This is a genomic window from Clostridium sp. BJN0013, from assembly GCF_040939125.1.
GTDB lineage: Bacteria > Bacillota > Clostridia > Clostridiales > Clostridiaceae > Clostridium_B.
Genome location: NZ_CP162495.1, coordinates 754,839 through 775,239, shown reverse-complemented (window position 1 = coordinate 775,239; position 20,401 = coordinate 754,839). Strand labels below are relative to the sequence as shown.

17 protein-coding genes are annotated in these 20,401 nt (G+C 29.4%); 1 reads left to right on the top strand and 16 read right to left on the bottom strand.

Going from position 1 to position 20,401, the window contains the following annotated elements; translation table 11 throughout:
* Window positions 1-162: 162 nt before the first annotated feature.
* On the bottom strand, window positions 163-1,926 hold the full coding sequence (locus AB3K27_RS04135; RefSeq protein ID WP_368489986.1) for a DNA methyltransferase: 1,764 nt from the start codon (window positions 1,924-1,926) through the stop codon (window positions 163-165).
* 145 nt (window positions 1,927-2,071) lie between these two features.
* Between AB3K27_RS04135 and pdaA the strand changes: the two genes are divergently transcribed.
* Window positions 2,072-2,956: a delta-lactam-biosynthetic de-N-acetylase gene (pdaA, locus tag AB3K27_RS04130; RefSeq protein WP_368489985.1), complete on the top strand. Its 885-nt coding sequence runs from the start codon at window positions 2,072-2,074 to the stop codon at window positions 2,954-2,956.
* 44 nt (window positions 2,957-3,000) lie between these two features.
* On the opposite strand, the gene AB3K27_RS04125 is transcribed toward pdaA, so the two are convergent.
* From AB3K27_RS04125 to AB3K27_RS04055, 15 genes are all read right to left on the bottom strand, one after another.
* Entirely contained in the window at window positions 3,001-3,720 is a 720-nt protein-coding gene (locus AB3K27_RS04125; RefSeq protein WP_368489984.1) for a WecB/TagA/CpsF family glycosyltransferase, read from the bottom strand.
* Window position 3,721: 1 nt separating this feature from the next.
* Window positions 3,722-4,375 carry a sugar transferase gene (locus tag AB3K27_RS04120; RefSeq protein WP_368489983.1) on the bottom strand — a complete coding sequence of 218 codons (654 nt, stop codon included), beginning with the start codon at window positions 4,373-4,375 and terminating at the stop codon, window positions 3,722-3,724.
* Window positions 4,376-4,654: 279 nt separating this feature from the next.
* On the bottom strand, window positions 4,655-5,629 hold the full coding sequence (locus tag AB3K27_RS04115; protein ID WP_368491164.1) for an acyltransferase: 975 nt from the start codon (window positions 5,627-5,629) through the stop codon (window positions 4,655-4,657).
* 47 nt (window positions 5,630-5,676) lie between these two features.
* Window positions 5,677-7,227 carry a murein biosynthesis integral membrane protein MurJ gene (murJ, locus tag AB3K27_RS04110; RefSeq protein ID WP_368489982.1) on the bottom strand — a complete coding sequence of 517 codons (1,551 nt, stop codon included), beginning with the start codon at window positions 7,225-7,227 and terminating at the stop codon, window positions 5,677-5,679.
* Between the two features lie 14 nt (window positions 7,228-7,241).
* Entirely contained in the window at window positions 7,242-8,327 is a 1,086-nt protein-coding gene (locus AB3K27_RS04105) for a glycosyltransferase family 4 protein (RefSeq protein WP_368491163.1), read from the bottom strand.
* A 34-nt stretch (window positions 8,328-8,361) separates the two neighbouring features.
* Window positions 8,362-9,621, bottom strand: coding sequence for an O-antigen ligase family protein (locus AB3K27_RS04100; protein ID WP_368489981.1), 1,260 nt, complete (start codon window positions 9,619-9,621; stop codon window positions 8,362-8,364).
* A 44-nt stretch (window positions 9,622-9,665) separates the two neighbouring features.
* The gene (wecB, locus tag AB3K27_RS04095; protein WP_368489980.1) at window positions 9,666-10,718 is read right to left on the bottom strand and encodes a non-hydrolyzing UDP-N-acetylglucosamine 2-epimerase; all 1,053 of its coding nucleotides are present in this window, start codon (window positions 10,716-10,718) and stop codon (window positions 9,666-9,668) included.
* A gap of 20 nt (window positions 10,719-10,738) precedes the next feature.
* The gene (locus AB3K27_RS04090; protein WP_368489979.1) at window positions 10,739-11,488 is read right to left on the bottom strand and encodes a DapH/DapD/GlmU-related protein; all 750 of its coding nucleotides are present in this window, start codon (window positions 11,486-11,488) and stop codon (window positions 10,739-10,741) included.
* 49 nt (window positions 11,489-11,537) lie between these two features.
* Window positions 11,538-12,638, bottom strand: coding sequence for a Gfo/Idh/MocA family protein (locus AB3K27_RS04085; protein WP_368489978.1), 1,101 nt, complete (start codon window positions 12,636-12,638; stop codon window positions 11,538-11,540).
* A gap of 54 nt (window positions 12,639-12,692) precedes the next feature.
* Entirely contained in the window at window positions 12,693-14,009 is a 1,317-nt protein-coding gene (locus AB3K27_RS04080) for a nucleotide sugar dehydrogenase (protein WP_368489977.1), read from the bottom strand.
* Window positions 14,010-14,050: 41 nt separating this feature from the next.
* Window positions 14,051-15,244, bottom strand: coding sequence for a maltose ABC transporter substrate-binding protein (locus AB3K27_RS04075; protein ID WP_368489976.1), 1,194 nt, complete (start codon window positions 15,242-15,244; stop codon window positions 14,051-14,053).
* Window positions 15,245-15,281: 37 nt separating this feature from the next.
* Window positions 15,282-16,835 carry a murein biosynthesis integral membrane protein MurJ gene (gene murJ, locus AB3K27_RS04070; protein ID WP_368489975.1) on the bottom strand — a complete coding sequence of 518 codons (1,554 nt, stop codon included), beginning with the start codon at window positions 16,833-16,835 and terminating at the stop codon, window positions 15,282-15,284.
* Window positions 16,836-16,991: 156 nt separating this feature from the next.
* Window positions 16,992-17,972 carry an acyltransferase family protein gene (locus AB3K27_RS04065; protein WP_368489974.1) on the bottom strand — a complete coding sequence of 327 codons (981 nt, stop codon included), beginning with the start codon at window positions 17,970-17,972 and terminating at the stop codon, window positions 16,992-16,994.
* Between the two features lie 65 nt (window positions 17,973-18,037).
* On the bottom strand, window positions 18,038-19,327 hold the full coding sequence (locus tag AB3K27_RS04060; protein WP_368489973.1) for an O-antigen polymerase: 1,290 nt from the start codon (window positions 19,325-19,327) through the stop codon (window positions 18,038-18,040).
* Window positions 19,328-19,363: 36 nt separating this feature from the next.
* Window positions 19,364-20,359 (bottom strand): glycosyltransferase family 2 protein, encoded by a 996-nt coding sequence (locus AB3K27_RS04055; protein ID WP_368489972.1) that lies wholly within the window; start codon window positions 20,357-20,359, stop codon window positions 19,364-19,366.
* Window positions 20,360-20,401 lie beyond the last annotated feature (42 nt).

Genomic DNA, 20,401 nt, shown 5'->3' with positions numbered 1-20,401 from the left:
TCTTTAATTGTGAACTGCCACCACTTAGTTAAAACTACTAAAGTCTTATTTACTGCAGATATTATTATAGCAATAATATTATAATTATACAATGCACGATTTACAATTCACAGTTCACAATTGAAGTAACTTTATTCTTCACAAATCAAGTAATTCTTAGATTTAAATATTTATATTATTCTCTATAAATTTAATTTCTCTATCTGTTAATTGGAAATAATCATATAATTGTTCTTCAAAACTATATAATTTTGAAAAAATTATAGGGGGAATGTACAACTTCATTAAATTGCTGGGGTAATATTCATATAAATCATATCCTAATTTTTTTCCAAAAGTCTTAAAATAAAATTCATAAACAGAACTATTTAACACATTTAAAAGAGTATGGTAATCTATTGGAGCATCTTTTTTGATTACCAGAGAGTATATATCTGCACTAAAATAGCTTCCCTTGTCTAAAGCAAATCTATTATTTTTAGATTTATAGGGAAATATAATTTTTCTGTTCTCAAATATTTCCGCTTTTCTTCCCCATTGAAGCTCATACCATTTTCTTATTCCCTTTTTGCACTCTCTTCGTTTAATAAGTTTTTCTTTATACTGACCTATATATTTTATGGAATTAGGATATTGATCTTCATATTCTATAAGATTAGAATATATTATAAATTTTTTATCTTCCACTATGTCGTTTTTGTATATTTGGCTGTTCTTTATCCAGGGCTTTATTATATTTGATTCAATTTTATTCTTTAATATAGTATCCCTATCCACTATAAAAGCTTTATCACAACCTGTTATTATACCCTGATAACTTTCACATATATCATTCAATGTAAAATTACATTTTTTTCTTATCTTATAAATTATATTTTTTTCAAATTCACTGATAAATACCCATCCATTGTCATCTATAGAGTTTTGGGGTATAAAAAATTTTTTATACCCAACTTTATACTTATTTAAAAATAAAGAATGATAAAATTTATTTTCACCCTTTTTTTCATTTTGTTCAGGTCTTATAATTTCTATTTTATTATTAAGACCTTTTTTGTTCTTTAAAAATATTATTATAGGGTCTACTCCAACTCCTTTAAAAGGTCTTATTCCATAAAAATCCACAATTTTATATATAGTTGTATTATCACTTAAAAATTTTCTCAGCTGTTTTCCACTACAGGCTTCACAAAAATATCTGGGAACAATAAAAGCAGATTTTCCTCCTTCTTTTGAGGCCTTTAGTGATTTCTCAAAAAAACAATAACAGATATCCGATTTGTCTTTATATATATTTTTATAAACTCCTTTTAAAATTTTAGAATAGTTCTTTTCTATAGATTTATGTCCTATATAGGGAGGATTCCCTATGAATATATCGAATTTTTCTTCTATGGTATCTATTAAAAAATCCTTTAGAACAAAATTTTCTTTGGCAAATTCTCCACTTATCAAGAACAGATCTATACTTAAAATTTTAAGTGCAATTTCATCTATATCAAATCCAAATAAATTATTACGTACTATATGTGAATTTATATTCTCAAGTTTTAAATTCATATTATTTATTTTATTTATAACCTCTATATTTTTAATAAATATATGGCGTAAATAAAAAAAACACACATAAAGTATATTTCCACAGCCACAAGCTGGATCTACAATTTTTATAAATGGATTATCAATTACATCCTTTGCCACTATTAAATTTTTAATCATAAAGTAGGAAATTTCCCTTGGGGTATATACTATTCCTTTTCTCTTATTTATTTTTATCAGTTCATAATATTTCTCAGAGAAATATTCCTCTTTAGATATATTGAACTTTTGTTTGTAATTTTTTATAAAGTTTAATTTTTCTTCCCTAGAAATTGATATTTCCATAAAATTATAAATTGTTTTAATACTTTCAATAAAATCATTCACATTTTTATCTCCATTTTTATGTAAATTATGTTTTACTTATTACTATTTTAATATACCTAATAATTGAAATGATTCCTGTAAATTTTAAGTATAAGATATCTGATTAAGTATACCATAAAATATATATTGTAAGGTAGGTGATAAAATGAAAAAGAAATTCACATCGCTAATTCTGTTATGTATAATTTTTTTATGTTTTTTTAACACAAAAAATTGCTATAAACATAAGGCTATTTTGGGAAATGGCCATACTTTAACTGTTAATAAAAATTTAAGTGTCAATGAGTCCAATACCGATTCCGAAAGTTTAAAAGGCTTAGACATATCTAAATTGGACAGAAGTGAAAAAAATTGGTTTTTTAAGCCTAATAATAGGGGTACTCCTTCAGAAGAACCTGAAGAAATTTTACAACTTTTAAATAAATATTCTTCGTATTATTTAGGAGATACCTCTAAAAAAGTACTTTATTTGACTTTTGATGAAGGATATGAAAATGGATATACCCCTAAAATATTAGATATACTAAAATCAAACAATGTCAGTGCCGCCTTTTTTGTTACTACCCCTTATATGAAAGATAACCCGGATCTTGTAAAAAGAATGGTGGATGAAGGGCATCTGGTATGCAATCATTCTACACATCATCCTTCTATGGCAGAAGCTGCAAAAGATCCTGTAAAATTCCAAAAAGAATTCACTGTTGCAGAAGATACCTATAAAAATATCACAGGCAAACAAATGCCTAAATTTTTTAGACCTCCTATGGGAAAATACAGTGAATTATCCTTGTTTTATACTCAAAAATTAAGTTACAAAACAATTTTTTGGAGTTTTGCCTATAATGATTGGAATATAAAAAGGCAGCCTTCTCCTGTTGAATGTAAAAAAATGATAAGTCGCAGGACTCACAATGGAGCTATTATTTTGCTTCATGCAGTATCAAAAACAAATTCAGAAATACTGGATTCTGTAATAAAAGACTGGAGAAACAATGGCTATATATTGCAAAGCTTAGATAAAATTCCTTAAAAATAAATTAAAGGTTAAGAGTTATGAATTTTAACTCTTAACTCTTAATTAAACTTTTTACTATATACTATTACTTTGAATAAAAATTTGGGTATTGAAGAAAGTCTTTTTATTCTCCAGGGTTCCTTAAAAACTCTATACAACCATTCAAGTCCTAATCTTATCATCCAGGCTGGAGCTCTTTTGATTTTTCCGGAAAAAACATCAAAACTTCCCCCTACTCCCATATATACCTTACAAGGGAGTCTATCCATATTTTCAGCTATAAAAATGTCCTGTCTAGGGGCACCCATAGCCACAAACAGTACATAAGGCTCACTTTTTTTTACATCCTGAATAATATCTTCACAGTTATTCAAATCAAAATATCCATTGTGACTTCCAGATATATTTAAATTAGGATATTTATTTAACAAATTTTTAATACAGTCTTCTAATATGTCTTGTCTGGCTCCCAAAAGATATATGGATTTTCCTTCCTCACTGCACTTTTTTATTAAAGACTCCATTACATCTATACCTGCTATCTTTTCTTTTACAGGCAGTTTCAGCATTTTAGAAGCCAACACAGTACCCATTCCATCTGGAATTATTACAGTGCTTTTAGAAGTAAAACTTCTTAAAAGCCTGCTGTCATTAAGTCCATTGTAAAGTATTTCAGGATTGCCAGAGACTATATTAACTTTTGAAAATTTCTCTATATAATTTAAAAATTCTAATTTACTTCTATTAAACACATCATATTCTAATATTCTAGTAAACATGTTAAAATGCACCTTCACTTTTAAATACAGAAAAAACTGTTTTTAATAAAATTTTTATATCTGTCCATAATGAAAAATTTTTTATATAGATAAGATCATAATAGACGGTTTTCCCAAGCTCTATTTCCCCTCTGCCGTTGACTTGAGCCAATCCAGTTATTCCAGGGGTAACTAGAAGTCTTTGTTTGTATGCTTCAGGATAAAATTTAACCACATCTGGTATTTCAGGTCGAGGCCCCACTAAACTCATATTTCCAAGAAGTACATTAAATAGCTGGGGAATTTCATCTAAACTTGTTTTCCTTAAAAAAGCTCCAGATCTTGTAATTCTACTGTCATTTCTGCTTTGAAACACAAAACTTTCCAAATCTTCAGGGTTTATATCCAATGTCATTTTTTTATCTGCATCTACTATCATAGTTCTAAATTTATATATTATAAATTTTTTTCCATTTTTTCCTACTCGAGTTTGTTTAAATATAGCAGGCCCTTTTGAATCTAATTTCACCCATATAGCCAATACTATAAACACTATACTCAATACAATTATCCCTAAGAGTGAAATTAGAAAATCAAATATTCTCTTAAAAAAAAGTTGTATCTTTTTACATTTTATATCTTTATCCAAATCTATTTTTATATCTTCTATCTGCATAATTTTATATTCCGTAAAAATATATTACAGAAATTATGTATTCACCTACTTTCACCCTATAGAATATTTCATCCGATATTTTATCCGAACGCTAGAATTAGCTAATACCTCCCCCCATCGTCTTCAAAGTGGAAGACAAGCACTGCTACGCGCCTGAACAGGTTCTTCCCCTAAAGGATAACGTATTCTAAGTGCTAGAGACACTAAGAATACTGTTAATAAGGTTCGACGGAAAAAGCATTTATATATAGTAAACTCCATCTGAACCTAAAAATCACTTTATAATAACTTTTTTACCCTATTTAAAATCATAGCACCAAAAAATGTGACTATAAAGGCACTTAAAGCAAAATGCAGATTTCCCATATGTCCATATTTCACCGTATAATATTGTCCATATAAATACAATATTCCCGATTGGGATAAATAAATATCATAAGAAGTATTAGATATATATTTTATTATATCCATAAAAAATCCTTTTTTCCACCTGAAACTAAATATAAATAATATAAATAGCGTAGAATATACAAGTACTGCCGGACGTTGAAATGTAGTAATGCAGTCTATATCCTTATTATATTGATTGCCTGGTATGAAATTATAAAGTACTATAAATATTGATAAGAAAAACATAATTAAAATTACAGGTCTATATTTATTTAATTTTTCAGAAATGCTGTCAATATTTTTTCCAATGTATCCTCCTAAAGAAAAATAAAAAAGCCAGTAAAATAAATTTTTCTTATTCCAGAACCACTGCTCCGGTGCTTGCGCTTTGAAATAATAAAAATATATAAGAAAAAAAGAGGTAATAAGAAAGCTCAAAAAAAGCCACCATCTTTTCCCCATAAATTTATATATAAAGGGAAATATAATATAAAATTCTATAATTAGAGGTACAAAATAAAAATGATAAAATACATTTCCATATACCATATCATTTAAATCACTATATATATTATAATTTTTAGTTATAATTAATATATACAGAATACACCACAATACATACTGAGGTACAATTTTTAAAAATCTTTTAACTATAAACTCTGAATAGCTGGAATTCTTTTTATAATTTATAGTCAATCCCATTCCTGAAACAACTATAAAGGCAGGAACAGAAAATCTTGAGAGCTGATTCAATAAAAACGTTATATCATAAGTAGTAGAATAAGGTGTACATCTATAAAGTACAGTAGCAGAAACATGTAATACTATTACTGCCACTATAGAAACTGCCCTGATTACATCTATCTCTAAAACACGTCTTTTAATAATTCCCCACCTTCTTTACATAACAATTATTTTAAAATTTTCATTTTAAATTCATCAACTAAATATCTAAATCCTTCAACCTTAAAAAAATACAAACACATAAAATAAATTGTACTTCCAAATATAAAACATACTACTATGGAAGTGAGACTTCCTACCATGATAGAAGAAATTACATTCTTGCATATGTCATTTATAATATATATGGCTATACCCATTATAATCGATGAAAGAACTATTTTGAAAAAGCCAAAAAATATTCTGCCAAGTTCTATACCCTGTAATTTCTTATTTAAATTCCACAACATAAGTAAAGTGGTCACAATAGCAGATACAGATGTGGCTAAAGCAAGTCCCGACACTTTCATATATTTTATTATAAAAAAATTTATAATTATATTTAACACTATTCCTATAAAACTATTTATCATAGGAGTTTTTACATCTTTAATAGAATAAAAAGCCTTATTTAAAATATCTCTTAGTCCATAGGCTACCATAGCAGGACAATAAAAAAGCAGTGCACTGGAAGTTAAATTAGCAGCCTGCAATGTAAAAGCCCCTCTTTTGAAAATTATATCTATAAGGGGATATCTTAATATCCCTATGGCAACTGCTGCAGGTACCATTATTATCATTATAGAAGTTATAGCAGTTACAAGCGCTTTTTTATATTTTAAAATATTATTTTTAACTGCCAGTTCAGATAGTGTTGGATATACTATCATAGCTATTCCAATGGCAAAAACCTCATAGGCCAGGGTATTGACTTTGTTTGCATAATCCAATACTGTAACAGCTCCAAAATATATATTGGTGGCAAAAGACCTGTTCACGAAAACATTTAGCTGAATTAATGAAGTACTTATAATTACAGGTATCATCATTCTAAACATCTGTGTTACATATTTATCTTTAAAATTCAATATAAATTTATAGCCATAGCCTAATTTTCTATATTTAGGTACATTTACTGCAAATTGAATAAAGAATGCTATTACTGTTGCTACAGCAAAACCCTTCATTCCATATTTAGAAGTTAAAAACACCAGATATATTATATAAACCAAGTTGGACATTAATGCCATAGCCGCAGGCTCATAAAAATTTTTGTGAGCCTGAAGTACTCCTGTAACTACACTTTGAAGAGTTACAAATATCAAAGACAAAAGTAATATTCTAACTATTTCTACGAACTGACTAAATATTAAATTATTATATGTAAATTCATGAGCAAAAACATATATTATTTGTTTTGAAAATAATATAAGCAGCACAGTTATAATTACAGTAAAAAGAGAGGATATGTTTATTATATTATTTACAAAATTATACCTTTCCTTTTTATTGCCCTTTTGAATATGCTCCCAATGCAGCGGTATGAAAGTAGTGGTAAGTCCATAGCTCACAGTAGTAAGCAAATACACTATACCTAGGGCAAAGTTATATATATCCGTAATATAGGTTGCACCAAACTTGGCAGCTATAAGTGCATCTCTTATCAGCGCTAAAATTTTCCCTACAATTATCAAAAGCATAACTACAGCGGAACCTTTTATTACTTTTTTTCCTGTCATTATTTTCACTCCAACTATTTTTCTGAAAGTATTTCATTATATGCTTCTAGGTATTGCCTACAAAAATTATTTATGGAAAATTTACCTACTGTACTATTGTATAAATTTTGCCCCATAAGAGAAATTTCATCTCTTCTATTATAAACTGCTTTCATTTTTTGATATATATCTTCTATAGATGTGGGATTTATCAAATAAATTGAATTTTTGCCCACTACTTCTCCTATACTTCCTACATCCGGAGCTATAAAAAATTTTTTTACTGCAGCACTTTCAAGTAAGACCATAGGAGGGGCTCCACCTTCATTGAAAGAAGTCAAAATTCCTACTTCTCCTGCATTTATAAAATCTATTCCATTGGACTTATATCCTGTAAGTATTACCTTATGCTGTAAATTCAACTGAAGTATTTCTTTTCTCAATCTTTCCTCCATAGAGCCATCTCCAACTATAATAAGCTTTACATTTTTTACGTGATTTTCAAGTAAGCCGAAAGCCTTTATAAGAGATAGTTGATTTTTTACAGGATGCATTCTGGCTACATTTACATACACAAAATCATCTTCTGAAATTCCATATTTTTCTCTTATATTTTTCCTGGAACAACTTATATTTATATGATTAAAATCCATTCCATTACTTACTATAAATTTTTTTCCCATAAAATTATTTTTCTGAAGTAAATTTTCAAGGTAGCGGGAAACACATATGTGATTTTTAAAACTTTTTAATCCTATGAAACTCAAAGGGGTGAAAAATAAATACTTAATTTTATTATTTAGAAAATCTTTTCTATAATCACTATGCAATGTAGCAACTGTAGGTATTTTTATACTGTTTTTTAAAAAATAATGTATGAAAAAAGGCTTTGCCCCATGAAAATTTACAATATCAATATTATTTTGTACTATATACTCCATTATATCTTTTCCATAAGTTGGATTTTTTTCAAACTTCACCGTATCTATTTTTAAACTTTTACTTTTTTTATAAAGTTCCCCTGCTCCTAAGGTTCCAATAATACAATGAAACATATCTTTTGAATAAAGGGCTAAATTCAATACATGAATTCCCCCTCCTCCAGTATCATTTGAGGATATAATCTGCAGTACTTTAATATTTTCACCCCCACTATTAAAATGACCTTATAAAAATACTATTATTCTTTTCTCTATACATCATTCCCTGAGATACAGCTAACAATATCCAAAAATATGTAGTTGTTTTAGGTACAAAGAACAAGTTGTCAAATAAATTCATAACATAGAAGGCTATCATGGAAGCCAAAAATCCTGTATAAAAATATTTATAAAAATTACTCTTTACAGTATTTATAAATGTCTTAACCTGAATCAAAGAGGAAATAAGCACTGCCACAAAGGATATACCCCCTATAATTCCAAGTTCGCTTTCAATCTTTAGGTAAGAATTATGGCATGGATATCTGCTGTATCCATAAAATTTGTATTGTGGGTATATTTCCACATATTTATTATACAGGCTTACATAATTTCCATTTCCCACTCCAAATATAGGATGATCCACTATCATTTTCTTTGCAATACTCCAAAGATATATTCTGGATTGATTCTGTACAGGATCACTTATGTCCAAAATTCTATCCCTTACGCCTGGAACAAATAATGCTGCTGCAGCTACTACAAAAAGTGGTATAATAAGCTTCAAACTATATAAGACAATTAACACTATCATTCCCACTACTATTCCAACAATAGCATTTCTTGAACCTGTAAATGCTATATTCAAAAGCATTATAATTGTCAATAAAATATAAAAAAGCTTTTTTATTCTTTCTTTTTCATATATACTCAGCATAATTATAGGGAAAATAGCCAATACTAAAAAAGCTGCCAGATTATTTGGATTATCCATGGTAGCCATTATTTTAAATTTAGCATAGCCATAATTCTCAAATTTCTCATTTAGTCCAAATCCTGTAAAATACTGATAAATGCCATATATACACAAGACAGCACTTACAGCTATATAAGATCCCAATATTCCATTTAAAAGTTCCTTTTTATTATATTCATATTTAATTATAAAAAATAATACTATATAAGATATAAATCTAAAACTTTCACTTAAAGCTATTGTTTTTTCACCTGCATAACTTATGGAAATAAGCATCATAAGAGCCAGTATACTTATAAATATAGTCAAATAACTGGTGAAAAAATCCTTTATTCCAGAGAAAAATCTTCCTCTGCACTCTTTAGAAAGTATAAACTTCACTATATAAACAAGTATAATTAAAGCAAGTATACAATCTGCGGGTGGAACATGAATTCCCATTATAGACATCTTATTACTGCTTAATAAAGGTAATAAGATTACATAGGCACACATAAACAAATACAATAATCTATCCAAAAACAAAATCTCACCTCTTCCTTAAAAAATATCTTCTGTAAAAATCACCTGTTTAGTACTTCAAGTATTTTAATGGCAGCATCTCCTTTTCCAAATATATTTTTTTGTGTTTTCTCTGGTATAAAATTAATTATACCATCTAATATTTTATTTTTATCTGTACCCACTACTATATTCCATCCATTTTCTACAGTTTCCACCCATTCTGTTTCATCTCTCATAGTTATACAAGGTTTTTTCATAAAGAAAGCTTCTTTCTGAACTCCCCCGCTATCCGTAACTATCTTTTGTGAATTCATTTCAAGATTTATCATTTCTAAATAACCTACAGGTTCTATAACTTTTATATTGTCATTAAATTTTAATTCATAATCTGCCATATACTTTCTAGTTCTAGGATGAAGTGGAAGCACCACAGGTTTACCACATTCATTTAAAGCTTCTACTATATTTTTTAATCTGTTTATATAATTTGTATTCTCAGCCCTATGTATAGTTGTTAGTATATAATCAGTACCTTCCAAATTGAGCTTTTCAATAAGTTCATTTTTATTTTCTGCTAGTTTTTTAAAATTGAGAATTGCGTCAAACATTACATCCCCTACATTATATATGCCTTCTTTAATACCTTCTCTCTTTAAATTTTCAATAGAAGACTCTGTGGGAACAAATAAAATATTGGATAATCTATCTGTAATTACCCTGTTTTGTTCTTCGGGCATTTTCCTGTTAAAGCTTCTAAGACCGGCTTCCACATGGGCCAGTGGAATTAAAAGCTTGCTTGCACAGAGAGCACCTGCTAAAGTTGAATTGGTATCTCCATAAACAAGTACAAAATCCGGTTTTTCCTTTATATATATCTCTTCCAGCTTTATAAGCATGGTTCCCGTTTGTTTTCCATGATTTCCCGATCCAACTTCCAAGTTATAATCCGGTCTTGGTATATTTAGTTCTTCAAAAAATACCTGAGACATATTTTCATCATAATGCTGCCCTGTATGAACCAATATTTCTTCATGGCACTTTCTTATTACATTGGATACTGCAGAGGCTTTAATAAACTGAGGTCTAGCCCCTACAACCGTTAATATTTTCATTTATTTCCTCCCTATTAAATTCACTGCTGATTTTTAAGAAGTTGATCCTCTGGAACCTTTTTTAATTTTCTTGCTGGATTCCCTGCAACTATATTTTCACTCTCCACATTTTTTGTAACTACACTTCCAGCTGCCACAAATCCATCTTCTTCTATAATCTTCCCTGGAAGAATAGTAGCCTGTGCCCCTATTCTTCCTCCCTTTTTAACAGTAACTCCTTTAAAATACTTATATCTTTTTTTAGATCTGGCGGCAAAATTGTCATTTGAAGTTACAACTCCCGGGGCAATAAACACATTATCTTCAATCTGTGAATAGGCAGTAATATACACATTAGTTTCAATCTTACAACTAGAACCTATTTTACAGAAATTCTCAACAGCTGCCCCTCTACCTATTATTGTCCTACTACCTACTGTAACATTTTCTCTTACTGTAGCTAAATCTGCAATTAGTGCATGTTGTCCTATACTGCATCCACAATATATTATAACTCCTGCACCTATTAAACAATTATCATCTACAATGGCAGGCTGAAGCTTATCTTCATCTTTAAATATGCTGTTTATTGATCTCATAGGCTGTTTTCCAATTACTGTGTTGTCATCTATTCTTACATTCTTGCCAATCCTACTCCCACTATGTATCACCACATTATGACCTATGATACAGTTATCTCCTATAACTACTTCATCTTCAATAACTGAAAACTTTCCTATAGTTACATTGTGTCCAATTTGAGAAGTATTAGATATATAATTTTCACACATGGGTACTCCCTCCTATTACTGCATATTTTAAAAGTACTTAAAATATACTTTACCTACTTTTAGCTGAAACCATATCCTTAGTAGAAAAGTCTCCTATAGGAAATTTTACAGGCGTCCCTGTAAGCCTAGACTTATATGCGGCCAAAATTATATCCAGTCCTTTTTTACCCTGTCTTCCATCTATAAGAGGACTTTTATTGAGGTTTACAGCATCTATCATATTTTTAAAAAGTGGTATATGTCCAAATCCATATACAGTATCTGGATCACCCTGCTGAGATTTTAATATTTCATCGTCTATATCTCTATGATCTTCAAATTTCCACGTTTCAATTTTATTTACCGCAAGGCCACCTATGCATACTGTACCCTTTTCTCCAAATATACTTAAAGTTTCTTCTAAATTTCTCGGATAAACACAAGCACTTCCTTCAACTATTCCTATGGCTCCATTTTTAAATCTTATTATAATGGCCCCGAAATCTTCTCCTTCTATGTCTCTTAAGAAAGTGTCACACTGGGAATATACCGTATCTACTTCTCCACCCATCATCCATTGAAGCAGATCAATATTATGTATACATTGATTCATGAGAGTTCCCCCATCAAGCTTCCAGGTACCTCTCCATGGAGCCTGTTTATAATAATCCATATTTCTATTCCATAGTATTCTGGCAGTTCCATTTATTAGCTTTCCGAATCTATTACTTTCAATGGCTCTCCTAAGCTGTTGAATTGGCTTATTAAATCTATTCTGATGGCTTACACACAATTTAACATTATTCTTTTCACTACAATTTATCATTTCCTCTGCATCTTTTGAAGAAAGTGCCATAGGTTTTTCACATATAACATGTTTTTTATTATTCATGCAATATGTTGCTATCTCAAAATGATATCCACTTTCAGTAGCTATAGTTACCACATCTATATCCTCTGCTTTCAACATCTCTTTATAGTCAGTATAAAGGGATACTTTTTCATCTTTTTTCAACTTTTCTATATACTCACTTTTTAACTTTTCAGTCTTTTCTTCTACTATATCACATAATGCTACTAAAACAGCTTCTTCATAATTAGCTCTTAAAGCTTCCACATGTTTATAAGAAATTCTGCCACAACCTATAATGGCAAACTTTAATTTTTTCATAAAAAACACCTCTTAAAAATAATTGATTAATATATACTAAATTTTAATTGTTAACTATAACTTATGTATTTTATCTCTGTTGTTTTTTACATCCTTGGTAGCATTTCTTGTATCATAGACTATTTTAGCCCTTTCAGCTATACCTTCATAGTCATAACAACTGTGATCCGTGGTTATAATTACTATATCTGATTCATCTATTACTTCTTCCCAATCCACTGTGTGATATACCTTGCCTCTATATTTAAATTCAGGAATGTAAGGATCATTTACAATTATATCTGCTCCATTTTTCTCCAGATGCTCTATTACCTTAAGAGATGGAGATTCTCTTAAATCATCTATATCCTTTTTATAGGCCATTCCCATAATAAGAACCTTTGCACCATTCATTGCTTTCTTATGGTCATTTAAAAGCTTCATGGCATTATCCACAACAAATTCCGGCATTAAATCATTTATCTCTCCAGAAGTTTCTATTAATTTGGTATGGTAATCATATTCTTTGGCTTTCCAGGATAGATAAGAAGGATCCAGCGGTATGCAATGTCCTCCAAGACCTGGTCCTGGATAAAATGGCATAAATCCATAGGGTTTAGTTTTAGCTGCATCTATAACTTCCCATACATCTATGTTCATTCTTTTACATAGTATTGCCATTTCATTGGCAAGACCTATATTGATATTCCTAAATACATTTTCAAGTATTTTTTCCATTTCTGCTACAGCTGGTGAGGATACAGTGTATATTTCACTTTCCAATATGTTTCTGTATAAAGTTGCTGCCACTTCTGTACATTCTGGAGTACATCCCCCCACAACTTTTGGAGTATTCTTGGTTTTAAATTTTTTATTACCAGGATCTACCCTCTCTGGTGAAAAAGCTAGAAAAAAATCCTCCCCACATTTTAATCCACTGTCTTCAAGTATGGGTTTTAATACCTCTTCTGTAGTGCCAGGATAAGTAGTGCTCTCAAGTACTACAAGCATTCCCCTGTGTAAATACTTTGCAATACTTTCGGTAGAATTTACTACATAAGATATATCTGGTTGTTTATATCTATCCAAAGGGGTAGGAACACATACAGAAACCACATCTACATCTTCCACAAAACTAAAATCTGTAGTAGCCTTAAGAGATCCTAATTCAACTAATTTTTCCAAGTCTGAATCCACTATATCTCCAATATAGTTGTGGCCTTTATTTACAAGTTCTACTTTTTTATCCTGAACGTCAAAACCAATAACCTTATATCCCGCCTTAGCTTTTTCTACTGCTAATGGGAGTCCTACATATCCTAATCCCACTACCCCTAATTTAGCCTTTTTATCCTCTATCTTTTTCACTAGTTCTTTTTTTAACCGTGACATTATTTTTACCTCCTAGTTTAACTTACTGCATAGATTTTTTCTTATTTTTGTTTCTCTTTAATGATAAAGTCCAGTATATTTTGTTCTATTTTTTTGCCACATTCCTCTGGAGTTATTTTACCTGCAGTTAATTCCATCATTATTTTATTGGCATCCTGAAGAGCCTGAATCTCAGATACATTAGGCAATACCTCTCCATATTGTGACTGTTCTATAAAGGTCTTTAACTTTTCACTATTTTTAACTTCTTTTATATTATAATCTATTTTAAAAGGAGGAATCCTGCCTGTTATATCAAATAATTTTCCCTTGGAATTATCAATAAGATAATTTACGAGGTCCCAGTCTTCTTTTTGGTGGCTTGATTTTGAACTTACATAAACCACCTGTGATGTGATAAAAGACATCATCTGATTTCCATTATATTTGGGAAAGGCTGCTACCCCATAATTCAGTCCTGACTTATCTAATTCTTCCAAATCCCAGGAACCACTTATATAAAAACTGGTCTCTCCGTTCTTGAAATTATTTCTAGCAGTTATACTTTCTATATTTTCAGGCATTAATTTATACTTTTGAACCATATCTCTAATCATGGTGTATCCCTTAATGGCTCCTTTATTATTTAGTCCTATATCTTTTACATTGTAATTTCCATTTTGTTTTTTAAATATGTATGCCCCATTGGCTTGTAATATAGGAAAGCTTAAATAAAAGTTATTTATATCATATTGAAATCCCAGTTTTTCCCCTTGGGAAATCAATTCCTCTAAAGTTTCAGGCACTTTCTTGACTTTATTTTTATTATAATAAAGTCCATAGGTTTCTATAGATATAGGTATTCCATACATTTTATTTCCAAAGGTAACGGTCTCAAGGGAAGAAGATACATACTTGTTCTTATCTATTAAATTGTCAGGAACCTGGGCTAATAACTTTTCACTATTTAGTTTTTCCATTCTATCATGAGATACGCCGAACTCTATATCTGGTTCTATTCCCCGCTTTGCAGCTTCTATATAGGCTCTATTATCTCCTTTATCAGAATGAATTTTAACTTTATAACCAGAAGTTTCAGACCATTTGTCTGCCAAAATTCTAAGTTCTGCTATTTCAGCGTCTGTGAGATGAGACCAAATCACTATTTCTTTTTTGTCGCCTACAGTATTGGTACAACCTGTAAAAAAAAGTATACATATTAATAAAGTACAGAGATATTTGTAAAATCTTCTCATAGGAATTTTCTTCTCCTTTTCACTTACATTTTGCATGTTAAACACATTGTGATCTTTTAAATTTTCTTTTAATTAAGTCTATTATAGTTTTAAGTTCATTTACTTTTAAAAGCAGCAGCATCGCTACATATACTAAAACACCAACTACAATTGAAACTAATATTATTATAATTTGACCTTTAAATCCTATTAAAAATTGTCCTAAGTAATCATTTATAAAAAATATAACTACACCCATGGTTACTCCTGAAGTCAATATTTTAATTCCACATTTTAACATACTAAGGCCATTAATATTTCCAATTTTCTTTCTCAAATCTTTCACAAGAAGTACACAACTTACAAAAGCAGAAATTGTAGTAGCCAAGGTCAATCCTCCTATACCCATTTTTGTAACCAGTACTATACTCATAATTATATTTACCCCCACACCTATAGCTCCATTTATCATAGGAGTGGTGGTATCCTGAATAGCATAAAAAGATCTATTAAATATATCCCTTATACCCCAAAATACTAAACCGGATATTAAAAAGGACAGAGCTTCTGCAGTCATGTTAACTGCCTTTTCATTAAAAGCACCATGCATAAAAAGTACGCTTATTATAGGAATTCTAAGTACCAAAAGTCCTATTATAGCTGGAATTACTATAATATTGATATTATTTACAGCACTGCTTATATGCTCTTTAAATTCATCATATTTTTTCAGATTTCCACTTCTAGATAGAGAAGGAAACATTACTGTAACTATAGCAGATGCAAAAGTAAAATATACAAGCATATTCAATTTATTGGCATAATCCAGAGCTACTATACTTCCCACTGCAAGGCCAGAAGCCATTCTCTTTTGGACTACTTCATTTACCTGATTAACTCCCGTTCCTATAATAACCGGTGCAATAAGCATAAGCATTTTTTTTATCTTCGTATCTTTAAAATCTATTTTAAAACTATATTTATATTTATTTTTTATAAGCCAGGGAATTTGTATTACTATCTGAAGTCCATTTCCAAGCATTGTAGCTACAGTAAGTCCTACGATTCCATGGTGATTTCCAATTAATATGTATGTTATTATAGGTATGTTCATCACTATACCAACCAGTGCCGGTGCAATAAAATCATCTAGTGTTTGAAGCACCGCAGTATAACCGCTGTTTAGACTCAAAAATAATATATTTATCATACTTATTTTAGTTAAGAATATAACTAAAGTATACCTTTCCCCTGTAAAGCCTGGTGCAATAACACCCACTATCTCTTTGGTAAATATCCATCCCAGGATGCATAAAACAATTGAAATTAACATGAGAATATTCATTATAGAATTAGCAAATTTGAACATTCCCTTTTTGCCTTCTTTATTATAACTTTCACTAAGTAGAGGAATAAAAGTAGTAGTAATGGCAAGCCCAAATAAATTAAACAGTAGATTAGGTATTGTAAGTGACATAAAATATGCATCTGAACTATTAGATGCGCCAAAGGCACTGGCAATAAGTACATCTCTTACAAATCCCATTACTCTGCTTGCCATTGAAATCACCATTACTACTCCAGCAGCTTTAACAAGTTTATCTTTTTTCATGTTTTCCTCCAAATAATCTTCCTGCAACATTATTTAACAGTATTTTTACATATTTAAAGACAATAGATTCTATCTTTAAGTATTTTATCACTAATTAATTTCATATACAATGAGTTAATAATCCTAGTATTTAGTCAACAATTAATAACTAATTCTTCATTTATGTCCTAAAAATATTTTACTTAGCAATGGACTTTTATTGAAAATATACATAGACATCATTATAGGGAAAAATCCTACTAGGAACATTATAAGAATTACTATATTGTAATTAAAGCCCAACACTTGATAAGTTACTACTCTAAATCCAGTTTGAAAAAACCAGGATAATAGATAAATATCATAACTGTATTTTCCTATATTCTTGAATAGTTCTCCTACAGAACCATTTACTATTAAATTTGACAGCATTAAAAATATCCCGCTTCCCACAAGAGAAGTAATTAAATTGTAGTAAGGATATATTTTCCTTGTAGGCTGAAATAGATTTAAAACTATAATAATTATAGAAAATGTTACAATTATTATCTGTTTATTTTTAATATTCCCCCAGTTTTTATATGTACTGTTTAAATAGATTCCAAAGAAAAAATAAAATAAATAGTGGATTACCCCATAGATATACATAAAGCCTATTTGTTTGGTAAAAAGTAGGTTCAATATTAAGGTTATTGCAAGTGTTATATTTATAGGCAGTTTTTTAAATAAAGGTGCCACTACAAATATAAAAAACAAGGTGTATATAAACCAAAAATATTGTATAGGAATATCCAAGGGATAAAATATTATATTTATTATTAAATCATTTAATTTTATAGGCCTTGCAGCATAATTATTCATATACAGCTTTATAGGCACTGCAATCAAAGATACGGAAATATAAGGAATCATAAGTCTTTTAAATTTGCTATAAACAAACCTACCATAACTTTTTAAAGTGCTTATTTCATATATTTTATAGGCAAAGAAACCTGATATAATAAAAAACAAGGGCATGTGGAATGAATATATAAGTCTATATATGTAAGCATAAAAAACACTTCCGTTAAATTGCGCATCGGGAAAAGAATGTCCAAGAACCACTAAAAATATACCTATTCCCCTGGCTATATCCATATCTTTATAATATTTTTTCATAATAATTTACCACCTTTTATTACAATTCACGATTCACAGTTCACGATTCACAATTGAAGAGACGATTATATTTTTTCAGGCATCAGATATGCCAGAAGTAATCCAAGTCCCAGTCCATTAGTAAGTAGAGTAGTCAATATAGGTCCATTGAATAATGCCATTACACCTCCAAAAAGCAGTGCAGATACTAAAAATATATTTTTATTTTCTACAGATTTTATAACTATCATTATAAAATACAAAAGTATGGCAAATAAAATTACTCCTATAAGGCCAAAATTCATATATGCATCTCCATACCAGGTTACATTTAATCTCATATCTGATCTTCCATAATATACTGTTCCCATATAAAAGTTGGGATCCATATTATATATATTTTTGAAGAAGCCACCAAATATACTGTGGGATAATAACATCTTAGGATACATCCAGAAAAAATCATAATACTCCAAGGCTATTAATGGGGGAAATAAAAATATTCTTATAATTATGAGAAGATATATGGATAATTTTTTAAAATAAAATGCAACAAGACCTACTACTATAGACAAAAGCATCATTTTTTCTATAAAGGTTCTCTTTATCCCTCCTTTTAAAACCATGGCAAAAAATGGAGCCAAAAATAAAACGGCAAATTGACTTTTATAGGCTGCATAACCGTATAACACCAATTGCAATACAAACGGTATAAATATGAGCTTATATTTTTTCTTGTATATTAAAAATGTAAGTATAAAAGGATTTATTACATTGCCAAGCCATTGTATAAAATAATCGTCAAATCTTCCTGCCGTGTCTCTGTAATTCAATCTTACACCATATACATCTTTAAAAGCTTCTATTATGTTAGTAGGAAGTCCCAAGGTATACACCAGATATGAATATCCAATTACCATAAAAGCTATAATGCCTATCCAGAACACTTTAGGGGTAACTTTAATTTGGGGAATTTTAAAATCCGGTTTACTTACAAGTAATATTCCTATTACAGCAATGAATGTTATTAGATATATGTATATTTCTGAATTTTTGCTTTCTGCCAGTCCACTCATAATATATACTATTAAAAGGGGTGTTATATTTAAAGTTAAAAATAAAAACCAGTATAAACTTGACAGTTTATCAATTTTTGAAGGTACTAAAAATATTAAGGTGTAGACTATAATTACAAATAAAGGTGCCATAACAAATACTCTTTTTAAAATACCTGCATTTATTATGAAATTAAAGGATTTATAATATGTAATGGATCCAATGTATCCTACTGTTAATCCGGCTATCATAACTATGTATAAAATGAATGAGGTTATCTTACTGTTTTCATTTCCTCTGTTACAGATTTTATGTATCATTTTGGAATATCCTTCCTTTCACTGGTTATTTGTTTTCTAAGATGCTTTTTTTAAGCCAGTAAAAAAGCCAACTATAGTTCCTAGGCCATACATAATGTGAAGTAAAAAAAATAGTATAAACATTAAAGGTATATATTTCGCCCCATTTTTTACACCTATTTTTATACATTCTACCATATCTACAATAAAATAGCTTCCCAAAGCCAAAATTTCTATTATTTTACTTGCAAAAAAAAGTCTATAGCTTAATCCAAATATTACTATGGTGAGAAAAAATATTAAAGGCACAATATGTCTGACTTTTACTATATCTCTATTATTAATAAGAGATTGGCCTATCGCCTTACCATTGCCATAATTTTGAAATAGCACTTTCTTTACACTGCTTCTAGGTTTATAGTAGGCTATTATATTTTTATTTTGATATATTTTATAACCACTTTTTAATATTCTATTGTTTAAATCATTATCCTCACTTCTTGTAAAACTTTCATTATAAAAACCAATTTCATCAAACACCCATCGGTAGAAAGCTCCATTCCAAACCGTATCTACAAAGCCATCGTAATCCTTCTGTCTAAACTTAGCTACACCTATTCCAAATTTACTTTCATGAAGAAAAACAATACAGTTTTCCACATAGGATTTTGAAGTAAGTAAATAAGTAGGTCCACCTACATTTACCACATTATCTCCTTTGAATTTATTTAATGTATTTACACATTCTCTTACATAATCTTTATCATATAGTGCATGGGCATCAACTCTAACCACTATATCACCCTTTGCCATTTTTATTCCCTTATTTAAAGCTGCAGATTGAATTTTCTTTTCATTATTTATTAAAATGATTTTTTCATTTTCAAAACTTTTTAATAGATTTCGTGTAGAGTCCGTTGACATACCATCTACCACTAATATTTCAATAATATTTTCATAAGTTTGGTTAATTATAGATTTTAAACATTTCTCTATATAAAGTTCTTCATTATAAACAGGAATTATTATTGAAACCGTATGTTTTTTATACATATGAATCTCCTTTAATCAATTTTCTGTTTCAAAACCAAAAAT